A 14,267-nucleotide genomic window follows, 5' to 3' on the forward strand; every position below is an offset into this window, starting at 1 on the left:
CCTCTCTCAGCTGTGACGACGCGCGCGCAGAGCCCCGACGGCCAGCACAATGAAAATTAATCCGCCGGTGGCGACCTGTTGCCAGTAAAAATTCCAGCCGACCAGCAGCAAGCCGTTGGCGATAAAGCTCAGCAGCACCACGCCAAGCAGCGTGCCTAACACATTGGGCCGACGTGATGGCGCGAAGGTGGCACCAATAAAACTGGCACCAATCGCATTCAGCAGATAGGCATTGCCCGACAGCGGCACCCAGGCTTTGACGTTGGCCGCCAGAATCAAACCGACGATACCGGCAATCAACGCCGCGAGAATAAACGCCAGCGCAGTGAGTCGTTTCACTGGCACGCCCGAATGCTGCGCAACGCTGTACTGCTCGCCCATTACCCGCAATGAACGGCCGGTGGCGCTGCGATGCAGCAACTGATAGAGCGCCAGCGCTACCAGCAACAATAGCCACAACGGCAGCGGAATGCCGAGCAGCGCGCCGTGACCTATCGCCGAAAAACCATCGGGCAGTTTCTGGCTCAGCAGATAAACCGGTTGTCCGCCATTTGACGACAGCTGCTGCACGCTTTGTCCGATAAACAGCGTGCCAAGCGTGGCGAGAAACGGCTCCACGCCTAACTGTGTCACTAAAAAGGCGTTAAACACGCCAACCAGCAGCGCGGCAATTAATGCCGCGAACAGCGCCACTGGCAAACTGACCTGATGCAGCACCAGTGTCACCAAAACCAGACAGGCAATATCGATCGCCGTGCCCACCGAGAGATCAATCGCGCCAATGCGTGTCACCAACGTCATCGCCAGGGCGACGATCGCCAGCGGCGCGACGTTATTGAGCAACACACTGCGAATATTGGAGACAGTGGCAAAAGCGGGCGCCGCGACATTAAAGAACACGAGCAGCGCTACAAAGGTCAGCACGATGATGGCGCGCAGCCAGCCGGTCTGGCGCGGGCGTGGCGCGACAGGTGATAACAAAGAATCAGACACCTTGCGTTCTCCTTGACTGGCGACGACGTAACAGCGCGGTTAACGCCACCACTAACAGGATCAACACGCCTTCGACGCCGTTTATCCAGTAACTTGAAACATTGATCAGCTGAAAGCCGTTGGCAATCAGGCTGAGAAATAGCGCGCTAATCAGTGCGCCGCCAAGTGTCGGCACCAGACGACGGGAAAACACCACGCCCAACAGCGCCGCCGCGATCACCATCAACAGATTGTCGTTGGCGCCAGGCGAACTGCCGCTTAGTAGCGACACCGACGCAATTGCCGCGATAGCCGCGCTGACGCCACACAACACGTAGCTCAAACCCTGATAGCGTTTAACGCCGATGCCCGCCGCATTCGCCGCCTGCGGATGGCTGCCCACCGCCTGCAAGCGCAGGCCAAAGGACGTCAGGCGGCTCAAGGCTATCACGCCAAACGCCAGCAGCAGAAACGACCAACCCAGCCACGACACCGCTAGCGGACCGTTGCTTAACAACAGATTTTGCAGATCGCTGCTGGCTGACACCGAGGCGTTGCTGGTCAGCACCATTTCCAGGCCGATAGCGATATTCATGCTGGTGAGCGTTGCCAGCAGCGGCAAAATCCCCAGCCAGACAATCGCCAGCGCGTTAAACAAACCCACAGCCGCACCGGTTAACAGCGTCAGCAGCAAGGCAATCGCGATGGGCTGACCGGCGTTGAGCTGGCTGGCAAACACCGCCGCACTTAGGCCAAGGTTGGCGGCAATCGACAGATCAATGCCGCCGGTAATACCCTGCAAGCCGCCGCCGCTTAAAACCAGCGTTAAGCCAAGCGCCAGCGTGCCAACCACCGCGGTCTGCTGCAGCACGTTGCCAAGATTCATCACCGTAAGGAAAATCGGCGACAGCCAGGCAAAGACGGCTAAAACCAGCAAAATAATCAGCAGCGAAACGTGTTGCAGCCACTGCTGACCGCGCACGCTGCGTGGCGCTGCAACCGGTGCAGATTGGGTAACATCACTCATGAAGCACGCTCCGTTAACGCGCCGGTGCCCGAAGCCCAGGAGAGAATTTCCTGATGGCTGGTGTGCTGTGCCTCCAGCGTGGCGACATGTTCGCCGCGCGCCAGCACCATAATGCGATCGGCCAGCGTTTGCAGTTCGAGTAAATCGGTGGAGAACACCAGAATCAGGGCGCCGTCATCAGCCAACTGCTGCAATGTGTGATAAATCGCCGCCTTAGCCGCAATATCAACACCCACCGTGGGCTCATCCAGCAAATACAGGCGCGCACCGGTGTTTAACCATTTGGCCAGCACCGCTTTCTGTTGGTTGCCGCCCGAAAGCTGACGCAGCGCCGCCAGCTGCCCCGGCGTGCGAATATCCAGTTGCTGAATGTTCTTCGCCACCAGTTCGCTCTCCGCCTGACGCGAAACGCCGCCCCAGCGCAGCAAGCGCTGCACCGTGGTTAAGGTGACATTGTCACGCAATGACAAATCTAACGCGACGCCGTTGGCGCGGCGATCTTCTGGTACAAAGGCGATACCGCGCTTCACTGCGGCATGTGGAGAAGCCGGCACGCCGCTCACTTCGCCCAGCGTAACCTTGCCGCTGACGCCGTTTTCCAGCCCGAACAGCGCGCGAATCAGCGCTTTACCGCCGGAACCTAACAAGCCGGTGATGCCGATGATCTCGCCTTGTCGGCCGGTGAACGACAGCGGGTGAAAACGGCCGGGCGCGCTGAGCGCAGTAACCTGCAGTACTTGCGCACCGGCGCGGCGCGACTGACGCGGTGCCAGTTCATGGCGCGCGTCGCCTACCATCGCCGCGATCAGTGCCGCCGGTGATAGTTGATCTGCGTTGAACTGCGCCACGTCTTTGCCGTCACGTAGCACCGTGACGCGTTGGCACAGCTCCTGAATTTCATCGAGATAGTGCGAAACATAAAGCAGCGCGATGCCCTGCTGGCGCATGCGTTCAATTACCCGGAACAGCGCATGCACTTCATGGCGCGCCAGCGCGGCGGTCGGTTCATCCAGCACCACCACGCGCGGCGCGTTTTGCAGCACGCGACAGATTTGCACCAGTTGCTGCTCCGCCACGCTCAGCGTGGCGATCAACGCATCAGGATCGAGTTGCAAACCAAAGTGCTGCTGCAGCTGCTGCTCTGCCTGCTGGCGCATACGACGTCGCAGGATAAACGGCGTACTGGCTAAGCGCGGTTCGTTGCCAAGCCACAGCGCTTCCGCCACCGTCAGCGAGCCAGGCAACAATCGCTCCTGATGCACGATGGCGATGCCCTGGCGTTGCGCCTGCGCGGGCGTAGCGAGCGTAAGCGGCTGGCCATCCAGCTCGATGCTGCCGCGATCGGCGGCGTGGATACCGCCTAACACTTTGATCAGCGTCGATTTGCCCGCACCGTTATGGCCAATCAAGCCGTGAACTTCACCGGCATGCACGCTGAGCGACACCGATTGCAGCGCAGGCACGCCATCAAAAGCTTTGCTGATGGCGTGTAGTTGCAGTAGTGGCGCGTTATTTGCCATCCGTTTGACCCAGGGTTTTCTGCGCTTCGGCAGCGTTCTCTTTGGTCACCAGAATCGACGGCACATAGGTTGCGGGTGGCAGCGAACGATCGCCAGCGAGGTATTTCGCCACGTTCTGCACCGCAGTTTGGCCAATCACATACGGCTGCTGCGCCACCACCGCTGCCGCGCTGGATTTGGGATCTTTAACCAGTGACACCACATCCGGGCTGCCATCCACCGCGTACGTTTTGATTTCGTTGCGTCCGGCAGCGTCTACCGCCTGCGTGGCGCCGATTTGCGGCACATCCCACGCCGCCCAAATCGCCTGCACTGAACCTTTCGGATATTTATTCAGTAATTGACTGATTTGCGCATACGCATCCTGCACGGTATTCGGGATGACATCGCGCAATTCAGGTTGGATAATTTTAATTTTCGGATACCACTTCAGCACGGCTTTTAACTGGTCGTAGCGCATTGCGACTACCGGCACGCCATAGAAACCGTTAAATACCAAAATATTGCCTTCGCCGCGCAGGTCATTTACCAGTTTTAACGCTAACTGTTCGCCAATATAAAAATTATCCGATGTGGTGACGTTAATACTGGATGGGCTGGCGGTATCAACGGTAAATAAAGGAATGCCCGCTTCGCGGATTTTTTTCAGCCAGGGTTCCAGCACCGACGCTGTGCCGAGGGTTTCAATGATGGCATCCGGTTTTTGCGCAATAAGCGTCTGAATCTGCGCAATTTGCTGCGACTCTTTACGCCCGCCATCCAGCGCAATCGGCGTTCCGCCAAGGCGCTTCACCTCATCGATTTGTCCCTGATAAGCTTTCAAATCCCAGTAGTGATCGGTACCCGCGACGGTGATGCCAATGCGTTTACCCGCCAGCGACGGAATCGGTTGATCCTCGGCGTGCGCCATTCCTGATAATAGTGATAGAGAAGCCAATAACAGACCTGCCAGGCGGTGCTTTTTCATTCTTAATATCCCTGGAAACAATAAAATAATGTTGTGTGACGCCTGTTATCTGGCGTGTGAAATAAAAATTATCACAGCCATTTTTTATCCATAATGCTATTTTCTCCTTAGGCTAGCTGGCGATTGGTAATAGCCAATCCGCACTAGTTCGGTGCGTTTTTTCCCGCTGCGCTTTGTCGGTTTTTTATGCACAGTTACGTAAAGATACTGGTAATCCATACAGATAAGGTTCAGGATGGTCACTCATCCTGGATTAGCACCCACGGCCATTCACCCTCTATCTGAGGGCTCGTAATGAACTTTTATTCAACTGAAACCGTTTGCGTCATTACCGGTGCCAACCGCGCCAATTTACGTCGCTGGTTGCGCGGTGGATTAATTTCTGAGAATCACGTCAATAAGGATTGGAGCCGACATCAGGTTGATGAAGTGCTCGCCATGATGGCATTGACCTCGGGTGGCGCCACGCTGTGGCAAATCTATCAAGGCCGTCACTGCGGGCTCGATTACTCTTCGTCTGGTTGGGTGGCACGCCGCGGCGATCTGTTACGGCAGCTGGAGTTAGGCTCTGATCGAGAACTAGCGCGTACTGTGCGCAATCTGGCGGGCGATTACAGCAGCGACGATTTCGTCAATGTGCTGATGAAACCGCTCAACCGCTGGCTGCGTGATGATACGCGTCGCGGGGCATCACGCAGGTTAACGCGCTTTCATGAAGCGATCGTTCATCACAGCGACTGTGTAAAACGCGCTTCAGCCCGTCAGCAGCAGATGCCACTGTTACTGGAAGTGGTCAGCACCGGCGATGAAACGGAAGTGTGGCTGGAAGCCATTCGCCTTACCGGACAAGGATTCTGCGTCGAGGTGGATCAAACCTCACAACCGATGCTGTACAGTTCAGAAAGCCGCCACGATCATCACCTGCTGTGGTGCGGTGCCGGGATCAGCCATGAACGCATGACCCAGTTCCAGCGCGGATTACGTTCCGGTAAACCGGTGATGCTGAGCGGACCCGATCGCAGCGTTCATCCGGCTGTCGCTGAAGCCAGAGTCGCTTAGCCGGTGCTTTATGCACCGGTCTCATCGCTTATCCCATTCCGCACTTTGCTTATTCAAAAGAAGTAGTTAGCTACGGCAACAACGGTTAAGTCACATCACTCTCTCTTCTGCTACGCTCTCGCCTCCCAATCAGGAGGATCCATGAGTTCATTAATCGATATTTTCACCAGTCATAAAAGCGATCGCAGTTTTACTGACCTTCCCGTTGCGGATGCGGTGCTGGATCGCATCATTTCGGCCGCGTATCGCGCGCCAACCTCGGTGAACTCGCAGCAGGTCTCTTTGGTGGTGACGCGCGATGCTGAAAGACGCGCACAAATCTCCCAGATTGCTGGCGGTCAGCCGTGGATTGCCAAAGCGCCGGTATTTATTACCCTGGTGTTGGATATGCATAAATCGCGTCTGGCGATGAACGCTATCGACCGCGAGCAGATCGCGCAGCAGAGCATCGAAAGCATTGTGTCGGGCTCAACCGATGTGGGTATTGCGTTGGGTTCTATCATGGCGGCAGCGCGTGCGGAAGGTTTGGGCATTGTGCCGATTGGCGGTATTCGTCGCGATGCGCAGGCGTTAATCCGCTTGCTGGATTTGCCGGAATATACCTTCCCGGTGGCGGGCGTGGTGATTGGCCATGTCGATCAGCCTGCGCATCAGAAGCCGCGTCTGCCGCTGGCTACCTTCCGTCATGAAGAGCGCTATCAACGTGATGGACTGGAGCAACACATCGCTGCCTATAATCAGGAGATGGTGCAGCACTGGAAAAATACCGGACGTGAGGATGGCGAGAGCTGGAGTGAAAGCGTTAGCGGTTATTATCACAAGATTTACTTCCCGCACGTGCTGGACGCGCTGAAGAAGCAAGGGTTTGGCAACGACAAGTGACGGCTTTTCCCCGCGCGCTGTGCGCGGGGAAAGAAAATTAACGCCCTTTCTTCTTACGACCTGGCTGGGCGAAACGCTGGCGATTAGCCGGTTTTGCTCCCGCTTTCTCACCCGGTTTAGCGCCAACCGTCGCGGGCTTTTTCGCCGCGCTGGCGGGTTTCTTTTTCGCCTGCGTCTTCTGCGTTTTTTGATCTTCGGATGATGAGTCTTCAATCAGTTTGAACAGATCGATCAGCTCGTCATCGGTCAAATCGCGCCACTCGCCGAGCGGAATCCCTTTCAGGCTGACGTTCATGATGCGCGTACGTTCAAGCTTGGTCACTTCAAAGCCGAAGTGTTTGGTCATTCGACGAATCTGACGATTCAGCCCCTGAACCAGAATGATGCGGAAGACAAAGGTCGACTCTTTTTTAACTTTGCACTTTTTGGTGACGGTGCCGAGCATCGGTACGCCCGCGCCCATTCCGGCAATAAATTCATCGGTGATCGGTTTATCAACGGTGACCACATACTCTTTTTCGTGGTTATTACCGGCACGCAGGATTTTATTCACCAGATCGCCGTGGTTGGTGAGGAAAATCAGTCCCTGCGAATCTTTATCCAGGCGACCAATCGGGAACACGCGCTTGCTGTGATTAACGAAATCACCAATGTTGTCACGCTCACCCTCTTCCATGGTGGTGATGATGCCCACCGGTTTGTTCAGCGCAATCAGCACTAAATCTTCTTCGTCACGCGGCTCAATCAGCTGCCCGTTCACTTTGACTTCATCCCCTGCAAACACCTGCGCACCGACGGCAGCGCGTTTACCGTTAATGAACACGTTGCCTTGCTCGATGTAACGATCGGCATCGCGGCGTGAGCAGATTCCGCTCTCGCTGATGTATTTGTTCAGGCGTGTGGATGAGTTAGGCAGCATGGTTCCTCCGAAAAAAAACGGACTATACAGCAACCTTAGGCGTTGGTTAAGCCTCGCGACAATCATCAGCATTTCTCTTACCACGATATAACAGCACACTAACAATGTGGTTGTTGTCAGCGGATCGATCAGCGACAATTCGCACCCATCGTTTTTTCTTATGACAGAGTGATTCCCTCATGACAAATCAGCCATCGGTGACGTGGATAACCTCCGTGCGCACCTTTCTGGCCCGCCTTTGGCCCCATCCGTTACCGGGAGGCAAAAAGCAGATGGTCATCGCCAGCATTGGCGCGGGATTGGGTTTAATGATGACCAGCCTGATCAGTCACTGGCTGCTGGGCGAAGTAAATCTGTGGTTTGTCGCGCCGATGGGCGCTTCGGCGGTATTGCTGTTTGGTCTGCCGAACAGTCCGCTGGCGCAGCCGTGGTCAATTGTCGGCGGCAATCTGGTGGCGGGCGTTGTTGGCGTCACCACCGCGCTGTGGGTTCCCCATCCCGCGCTGGCGTGTGGTATTGCGGCCTGTGTGACGATTGCGTTGATGTTTCAACTGCGCTGTTTGCATCCACCGAGCGGCGCGGTGGCGCTGACCGCAATTTTGGGCGGTAACGGCGTCCAGCAACTGGGTTACCACTTTATTCTGACGCCGGTGCTGTTGAACTCGGTTTGCCTCGCGCTGCTGGCGTTGCTGTTTAACAATCTCGCCGGACGTCGTTATCCGCATCCGCTGGCGGCAACGGAAACCAAAGCGCCGCCTGTGGTGATCGACGTAGCGATTACGCGTGAAGACCTGCATCAGGCGCTGGAAAGCGGTGAAGTGCTGGATATCGATGAGGATGATTTGCAGCAGTTGCTGCAACGCGCCGAAGAGATTGCGACACATCGTCAGCGCGGGCAGATGCCGGCATCATCATGAGTGGTCGCCATAAATGGCGACTCGACACCATATTCTTTCACAATGACTTCATTGCCCTCAATTTCAACCACCGCAAACGGCACCTCTTCTGCCCCATCCAGCATCCCTTTGAGCGTATAGAAGCCTGTTTGACCGATGCGCGCAAAGCCGCCGCGATGATCGTGTCCAGAGAAACAGCAATGTATGTTGTAACTAGAAAGCAGCTCTGCCAGCGCGCTGCCGTTGAGTAAGTTGTGGCTGTTATGCGGCGCCAGCGGATAATGCCCAAACACCACCACTTTCTCCCCCTGCTGGCGGGCTTGCTGCAACTGCTGCTCAATCCACGCCATTTGCTGCGTTCCTACCGCACCGTTCCAGGGTTTCGCCTGCGGCTGCTGGCGCGCGGTGAGGTCCACCAGCATCGCCTCCGCCTGCTTGCGATCGTCACCGTTCTGCGTGTTGCAATAGAGGCTGATGTCGTTGCCGTCATAAACAATAAAACGCCAGCCCTGCAGCCCAAAGGCGTAATAGCTTTTGGGTAGCGCAGCGGCTTCGTTGAGATGCTGCGCGATGGTCTGCGCATCGTGATTACCCAGCACCACCGCATGTGGATGTTCGAGGCGATCGTAAATCGGCAATATCGCCGCGTAGCTGTTCCAGTCGCGATCGACTAAATCCCCCAGCGTAACGACAAAATCCAGCGGCTGCTGATTCAACACCTCAATCGCCTGCGGCAGCTTACGCAGCGCGTGGCGATAGTAGAGATTTTTCGCCATATCGGCGTCGATGTCGGCATATTGCGGATCGGCAATCAAACCAAAACGCAGCGTGCTGCTCAGCGGCGCGGAACGCACATCGGGCAAGGCATAGAGCTCGGCGACATCGCCCAGCAGTTCACGCTGCAGTTCAGTCAGCGGATGCGGATAAGACACGAAAAGCACTCCTTAGCGAATACCAGCACGCATAAACGATTGAATAAACTGACGCTGGAACATCAGGAACAGCACTAACAGCGGCAACGTCGTCATTAACGTAGCAGCGCCAATCAACGCCCATTGCACGCCCTGCTCCGGCGCCGAGAACAGTTGCAGGCCCACGGTGAGCGGCCGCACGTTGACCGAATCGGTAATCACCAGCGGCCAGAGGAAATCATTCCAGTGGAAACTGATCGACACCAGCGCAAACGCCACATAAATCGGCTTCGCCAGCGGAATATAAATCTTGCGCAGAATGTAAAAGCGGCTGGCACCTTCCACAATCGCCGCCTCTTCCAATACCAGCGGAATACTTTTAAAGGTCTGGCGTAGCAGAAAGATGGCGAAGGCCGAGGAGAAATACGGCAGCGCGATGCCGGTCAGCGTATCGCGGAAACCCAGCGCGCCGATGGTTTTGTAGTTATTCAGAATCAGCACGTCGGGGCTGATCATCAGCTGCAGCAGGATCAGCGCGAAGATCGCGCCGGAGAATTTCAGGCGGAAGCGCACTAATGCGTAAGCGGCCATGGTCGCCAGAATCAGCTGCACCACCACAATCATCAGCACCAGCAAGCTGGTATTGAGGAAGTAGCGACCAAAGGGCGCGGCGTGCCAGGCATTAACGAAGTTCTGCAAGGTCAGCGGCGAAAAAAGCGAAAAGCCCGCCTGATCGGATGCCGGATGAATCGCCACCCAGATCGCCACCAGAATCGGTAAAAACCACAGCAACGCGGCAAGCCCAATGCCCATATTCAGACACAGGCGACCAAACGTGATTGTTGGCTTCATTGGTAATGGGCTCGCTTGTCCAGCAGGTTGAATTTAAGCAGTGCAATCGCGGCGAGGATCACCAGCAGTACCACCGTCATTGCCGCTGCGGCGGGCATATCCCAGAAGCTGAAGGCAGTGCGATAGATGTAGAACAGCAGCAGGCTACTGCTGTTATTCGGCCCGCCGTTGGTCATCGCGATCACCTGATCGACGATGCGAAACGCATTCATCGAGGCATTGATCAGCACAAACAGCGTGGTGGGCATCAGCAGCGGCCACTGCACGCGGCGGAAGAAATAGCGGCGTGACGCCCCTTCTATCTGCGCGGCTTCGCTCAGGCGCGGATCGATCTGCTGCAAAGCGGCGAGATAAAAGATCATAAAGAAGCCCGCTTCGCGCCATACCGATACCGCCATCAAACAGTACAAGGCGCTACCCGGTTCGCCGAGCCAGTTCATCGCTGGCAGCGAAAACAGCGCCAGCAGCTTATTCAGCAAACCCAGCTGCGGCGTGTAGAAGAACAGCCACAGATTGGCGATGGCGATCATCGGCAGCAGCGAAGGAATAAAGAACGCAGTGCGCACCAGCGCATTGGCACGCATGTGACGATTGACCGCCAGCGCCATCAGCAGCGCCAGCGTTACCGCCAGCGGAATGGTGATCAACGCATACAGTAGGTTATTCCACAGCGACTGAATGAAGATGTCGTCATCCAGCAGCGCAAGATAGTTATCCAGCCCAACAAAATGGGCTGGACGACCGTTACGTGCTGCGCTGAACAGGCTTTCCCATACGGTCGCAACCGCCGGATAGTGCGTAAACAGCAGTAAAAAGCTCAGTGCCGGTAAAATCAGCAGATAGCCATACAGCTGCATCGACCATAACCGGGGCCGCCGAACCGGCGCAACGGTGAGAATCGTGCTCGTCATTATTGATAAGACTTCAGCAGACGGTCGGCTTGCTTCTGCGCGCCTTCCAGCGCTTCGGCTGGCGTTTTCGCCTGCGTCACCGCCGCTTCTACCGCGTGATTGAGCGCATCCTGAATCTGCACGCTGTTGTAAGTCGAGAGTTCTGGCTGCGCATACTTCAGCTGTTCACGCGCCACCAGGGCCTGAGGAACCTCTTTAACATAATCCTTCATTACCGTGGTATCCCATGCCGCCGGAGAGATCGCTACATAACCGGTGGCGATACTCCAGCGTGCCGCCTGCTCGGGTGAGGTTACCCAACGGATAAACTCCATCGCCGCTTTCTGCTGTTCTGGTGAGGTATTTTTGAAGACATACAGGTTGCCGCCGCCGGTTGGGCTGCCGCGCTGGGTTTTCTCCGGCAGCATCGCCACACCGAACGGAAATTTCGCGTTATCACGCACGTTGGTCAGGTTGCCGGTGGTGGTCACCATCATGGCAGTTTTGCCGCTGATGAAGTCCTGCGGCGTGGTGCCCCACGCAATGGCACCCTTTGGCGACACCTCCTCTTTCTGGCCGAGATCGGTCAGCCACTGCAGCGTTTCCACGTTGCCCGGCGTGTTGAAGTGCACCGCTGTACCTTTGCCGTTATCAAGACGACCGCCGTTGGTGGCGGACAAACCCTGGAAGTTCCAGTAACCGTTTGGCGTGGACGGAATCTCAATGCCCCATTGGCTGACGCCGTTGGCATCTTTGATCGTGAGCTTCTTACTGAATTCGACCACTTGCTGCCAGTTGGCCGGTGGCGTATCGGCGTTCAAACCGGCTTTCTCAAACGCCCGTTTGTTCCAGTACATCACCACGGTTGAACGCTGGAACGGTACGCCCCACACTTTGCCGTCAATGTGACGCAGAAACGCCGGGTAGAAACCGTCGATCCATTTTTTGCCTTCCTCGCCCTGCGCTAAATCGCTGGCCGCCACAATCGCACCGGCATCAATCAGTGAATACGCTTCGATATCGCCGATCACCGCCAGCTGCGGTGCGTTGCCACCCCGAAAGGCGGTCAGCGCTTTGGTCACGGTGGTGGCGTAGTCACCGGTATACACCGGCTGAATGCTCACGTCCGGATGCACTTTCTGGAAATCCGCCACCAGCGAATCAACGGTGTGGCTCACTTTGCCGCCCACCGCGATCGGGTAATACATTTGCAGCTTGACCGGTTCAGCCGCAAAAGCTGAGGTGGTGATGGCGAGGACTAATGCAGAAAGACGTGAATAACGAATCGCAGACATGATTTTCCCTTGGGCAAATGACAACGGTTAAACAGCGTATTTTTTCTGTGAAGCAAACATCTGTTGTTCGGCTGGCACGCAGCGCTTACCGCTCTCGCGATGAAACAGATATTGCCGCGCGGCGGACCACTGCAATCCCACTTCACTGCCATCGGTGAAGCGCTGCATGCCCGGCACTTTGATGGTCAGCGGTTCGTTGATGCCAGCAAGCAGGCACACCAGCAAGGTATCAGCGCCCATATATTCAGAACTGATCACCCGCGCGGTCAGCGCCGCCTGTTCTGCAGCGATCGGCTGGATATCTTCGGCACGCAATCCAAGGCTCAGCGGCGCGTCGCGGTATTCCACTACCGGCGCGGTGAGATGCAGCAGATAGTGATGCGCGCCATTGCGCTGCAGCGGCAGGATGTTCATCGGCGGTGCGCCAATGAACTGTGCGGCAAACACGCTGGCGGGATTGTTGTAGAGATCGTCTGGCGTGCCGTGCTGTTCAATGTGGCCATCGTTGAGCAGGATAATGCTGTCGGCCATGCTCATCGCTTCAGTCTGATCGTGCGTGACGTACAGCATGGTCAAACCGAGTTTTTTCTGCAGCGCGCGGATCTCACGGCGCATGCTTTGCCGCAGCCTGGCGTCGAGGTTCGACAGCGGCTCATCCATTAAACACAGCGTGTTATTGGCGATCACCGCACGGCCCAGCGCCACGCGCTGCTGTTGTCCGCCGGAGAGCTGCGACGGCAAACGATCCAGCAGCTTATCCAGCTCCATCAGCTTGCTGACATTATCCAGGCGTGCAGCAAACGACAGTTTCTCCTCGCCGCGCGCTTTCAAACCAAACAGCAGGTTTTCGCGCACGTTGAGGTGGGGAAACAGCGCGTAAGATTGAAACACCATCGATAGCTTGCGCTGCGACGGCGGCAGATGGGTGATATCGGCATGATTAAAGTGGATCGCCCCGCGATCGGCTGTTTCCAGTCCGGCGATGGTACGCAGCAGCGTCGATTTACCGCAGCCCGATGGACCGAGCAGCGCGACAAACGCGCCTTCTGCCGCGTCGAAGCTGATGTCGTCCAGGGCGGTTTTCTCGCCCCAGGCTTTAGTGATGTGGTGAAGCGAAAGGTGGCTCATGCATCCGCAATCCAGAAATCAGAATGGCGGTAAGCTAGCGGAAGGAAATGAAGGTTTTATGTCATTGCGGTGACCGCGCGGTTAAAGGCCACCGAAGGGTCATCATTAATGACGACCTTCAAACATGAATCACTGATTAAAATAATGTTGATGCAAAATCGCAGCCCCATCATCAATCGCTTTCATCAATATCTTTTCACTGGTGACCGCATCGCCGGCCTGTAACGCTTCCAGCAGGTGATCATAGTTATGATGCCCATTCACCACCTCGGCCGGCTGCGGATAGAGATAGTTAAAGCACGGACCGATCTGCACCCAAAGCTGTTCGATCAGTGCCTCCAGCGTTGGCATTTGCGCATAGCCATAGAGCGTAAAACGGAACGCGCGATTGGCTTCTAACGCCGCCTCGGCATCACCGCTTTGTTTGGCTTGCATAAAGCGCGCGCAGAGTTTTTTCAGTACGGAAATCTGTTTTTTTCCCAAAAATGGCGTCGCCGCCCTCACCGCTAAACCTTCAAGCTGCTTACGAATCAGCGTAATCTCATCAAAGCGCGGGCGCGTCATTTCCGGGACCAGAAACGCCGCAGCTGGCGTGGCGTCTAATGCTCCGGCAGAAACCAGTCGCAACAAGGCTTCACGCACCGGCGTGATGCTGGTACCCAATTGAGCCGCCAAATCGCGCGTTACCAGCCGTGCACCAGGTTTTAACTTGCCAACAATCAGCGCGCTGCGCAGTGACGATTCCACCTGCGCGGTCAAACTCATGCGCTGCGCTTTATCCATTTCGATCATACGTTGAGGGCCTTCTACTGAAATTCGCAAATGGTAAGTTATTTTTAATGTTTTATTGCCAACTTGCCAGATTATAGGATATATCATGTATTACAAATAAGCACAGTCTTGATTCTGGCAGTATCCACTCTTTTCACTACCTTGCCGTTGGCAATTT

14 protein-coding genes are annotated in these 14,267 nt (G+C 56.1%); 3 read left to right on the forward strand and 11 right to left on the reverse strand.

The annotated features are described in order from the left end of the window. Positions 1–6: 6 nt before the first annotated feature. From Q3H59_RS10390 to Q3H59_RS10405, 4 genes are read right to left on the reverse strand one after another with little or no spacing between them, the layout of a single operon-like run. Positions 7–993, reverse strand: coding sequence for an ABC transporter permease (locus tag Q3H59_RS10390; protein WP_309834646.1), 987 nt, complete (start codon positions 991–993; stop codon positions 7–9). Continuing rightward, positions 986–1,999 carry an ABC transporter permease gene (locus tag Q3H59_RS10395; RefSeq protein ID WP_309834648.1) on the reverse strand — a complete coding sequence of 338 codons (1,014 nt, stop codon included), beginning with the start codon at positions 1,997–1,999 and terminating at the stop codon, positions 986–988. The genes Q3H59_RS10390 and Q3H59_RS10395 overlap by 8 nt, the downstream gene beginning before the upstream one ends. Further along, a complete protein-coding gene (locus Q3H59_RS10400) occupies positions 1,996–3,519 on the reverse strand; it encodes a sugar ABC transporter ATP-binding protein (protein ID WP_309834650.1) in 1,524 nt (507 codons plus the stop codon). Before Q3H59_RS10400 ends, Q3H59_RS10395 begins: the two co-directional genes overlap by 4 nt. After that, positions 3,509–4,486, reverse strand: a complete 978-nt coding sequence (locus Q3H59_RS10405) for a sugar ABC transporter substrate-binding protein (protein WP_101764408.1) — start codon at positions 4,484–4,486, stop codon at positions 3,509–3,511. Before Q3H59_RS10405 ends, Q3H59_RS10400 begins: the two co-directional genes overlap by 11 nt. A gap of 294 nt (positions 4,487–4,780) precedes the next feature. Between Q3H59_RS10405 and Q3H59_RS10410 the strand changes: the two genes are divergently transcribed. Further along, on the forward strand, positions 4,781–5,545 hold the full coding sequence (locus Q3H59_RS10410) for a hypothetical protein (RefSeq protein ID WP_309834654.1): 765 nt from the start codon (positions 4,781–4,783) through the stop codon (positions 5,543–5,545). 141 nt (positions 5,546–5,686) lie between these two features. Beyond that, positions 5,687–6,427, forward strand: coding sequence for a nitroreductase family protein (locus Q3H59_RS10415; RefSeq protein WP_101764410.1), 741 nt, complete (start codon positions 5,687–5,689; stop codon positions 6,425–6,427). A 37-nt stretch (positions 6,428–6,464) separates the two neighbouring features. Here Q3H59_RS10415 and rluF read toward each other — a convergent pair whose 3' ends face one another. Then, positions 6,465–7,346, reverse strand: a complete 882-nt coding sequence (gene rluF / locus Q3H59_RS10420) for a 23S rRNA pseudouridine(2604) synthase RluF (RefSeq protein ID WP_101764411.1) — start codon at positions 7,344–7,346, stop codon at positions 6,465–6,467. Between the two features lie 179 nt (positions 7,347–7,525). Between rluF and Q3H59_RS10425 the strand changes: the two genes are divergently transcribed. After that, positions 7,526–8,263, forward strand: a complete 738-nt coding sequence (locus Q3H59_RS10425) for an HPP family protein (protein WP_309834657.1) — start codon at positions 7,526–7,528, stop codon at positions 8,261–8,263. On the opposite strand, the gene Q3H59_RS10430 is transcribed toward Q3H59_RS10425, so the two are convergent. From Q3H59_RS10430 to Q3H59_RS10455, 6 genes are all read right to left on the reverse strand, one after another. Then, on the reverse strand, positions 8,233–9,174 hold the full coding sequence (locus tag Q3H59_RS10430) for a metallophosphoesterase (protein WP_309834659.1): 942 nt from the start codon (positions 9,172–9,174) through the stop codon (positions 8,233–8,235). The two genes, Q3H59_RS10425 and Q3H59_RS10430, sit on opposite strands and share 31 nt — an antisense overlap. Before the next feature lie 12 nt (positions 9,175–9,186). Further along, positions 9,187–10,005, reverse strand: coding sequence for a carbohydrate ABC transporter permease (locus Q3H59_RS10435; RefSeq protein ID WP_309834661.1), 819 nt, complete (start codon positions 10,003–10,005; stop codon positions 9,187–9,189). Next, the gene (locus Q3H59_RS10440) at positions 10,002–10,916 is read right to left on the reverse strand and encodes a carbohydrate ABC transporter permease (protein WP_192411848.1); all 915 of its coding nucleotides are present in this window, start codon (positions 10,914–10,916) and stop codon (positions 10,002–10,004) included. The genes Q3H59_RS10435 and Q3H59_RS10440 overlap by 4 nt, the downstream gene beginning before the upstream one ends. Next, a complete protein-coding gene (locus Q3H59_RS10445; RefSeq protein WP_309834664.1) occupies positions 10,916–12,190 on the reverse strand; it encodes an ABC transporter substrate-binding protein in 1,275 nt (424 codons plus the stop codon). The genes Q3H59_RS10440 and Q3H59_RS10445 overlap by 1 nt, the downstream gene beginning before the upstream one ends. A 27-nt stretch (positions 12,191–12,217) precedes the next feature. After that, a complete protein-coding gene (locus Q3H59_RS10450; protein ID WP_309834666.1) occupies positions 12,218–13,318 on the reverse strand; it encodes an ABC transporter ATP-binding protein in 1,101 nt (366 codons plus the stop codon). Between the two features lie 129 nt (positions 13,319–13,447). Further along, positions 13,448–14,110 (reverse strand): GntR family transcriptional regulator, encoded by a 663-nt coding sequence (locus Q3H59_RS10455; protein ID WP_309834668.1) that lies wholly within the window; start codon positions 14,108–14,110, stop codon positions 13,448–13,450. Between the last annotated feature and the right edge of the window lie 157 nt (positions 14,111–14,267).

The organism is Pantoea sp. SORGH_AS_0659, assembly GCF_031453915.1.
Lineage (GTDB): Bacteria > Pseudomonadota > Gammaproteobacteria > Enterobacterales > Enterobacteriaceae > Pantoea > Pantoea leporis.

Excerpts from the sequence above, each read along its gene's own strand:
- Q3H59_RS10395 (WP_309834648.1), bottom strand. The coding sequence starts at position 1,999 with ATGAGTGATGTTACCCAATCTGCACCGGTTGCAGCGCCACGCAGCGTG.
- Q3H59_RS10400 (WP_309834650.1), bottom strand. The coding sequence starts at position 3,519 with ATGGCAAATAACGCGCCACTACTGCAACTACACGCCATCAGCAAAGCT.
- Q3H59_RS10405 (WP_101764408.1), bottom strand. The coding sequence starts at position 4,486 with ATGAAAAAGCACCGCCTGGCAGGTCTGTTATTGGCTTCTCTATCACTA.
- Q3H59_RS10410 (WP_309834654.1), top strand. The coding sequence starts at position 4,781 with ATGAACTTTTATTCAACTGAAACCGTTTGCGTCATTACCGGTGCCAAC.
- Q3H59_RS10415 (WP_101764410.1), top strand. The coding sequence starts at position 5,687 with ATGAGTTCATTAATCGATATTTTCACCAGTCATAAAAGCGATCGCAGT.
- rluF (WP_101764411.1), bottom strand. The coding sequence starts at position 7,346 with ATGCTGCCTAACTCATCCACACGCCTGAACAAATACATCAGCGAGAGC.
- Q3H59_RS10425 (WP_309834657.1), top strand. The coding sequence starts at position 7,526 with ATGACAAATCAGCCATCGGTGACGTGGATAACCTCCGTGCGCACCTTT.
- Q3H59_RS10435 (WP_309834661.1), bottom strand. The coding sequence starts at position 10,005 with ATGAAGCCAACAATCACGTTTGGTCGCCTGTGTCTGAATATGGGCATT.
- Q3H59_RS10440 (WP_192411848.1), bottom strand. The coding sequence starts at position 10,916 with ATGACGAGCACGATTCTCACCGTTGCGCCGGTTCGGCGGCCCCGGTTA.
- Q3H59_RS10445 (WP_309834664.1), bottom strand. The coding sequence starts at position 12,190 with ATGTCTGCGATTCGTTATTCACGTCTTTCTGCATTAGTCCTCGCCATC.
- Q3H59_RS10450 (WP_309834666.1), bottom strand. The coding sequence starts at position 13,318 with ATGAGCCACCTTTCGCTTCACCACATCACTAAAGCCTGGGGCGAGAAA.
- Q3H59_RS10455 (WP_309834668.1), bottom strand. The coding sequence starts at position 14,110 with ATGATCGAAATGGATAAAGCGCAGCGCATGAGTTTGACCGCGCAGGTG.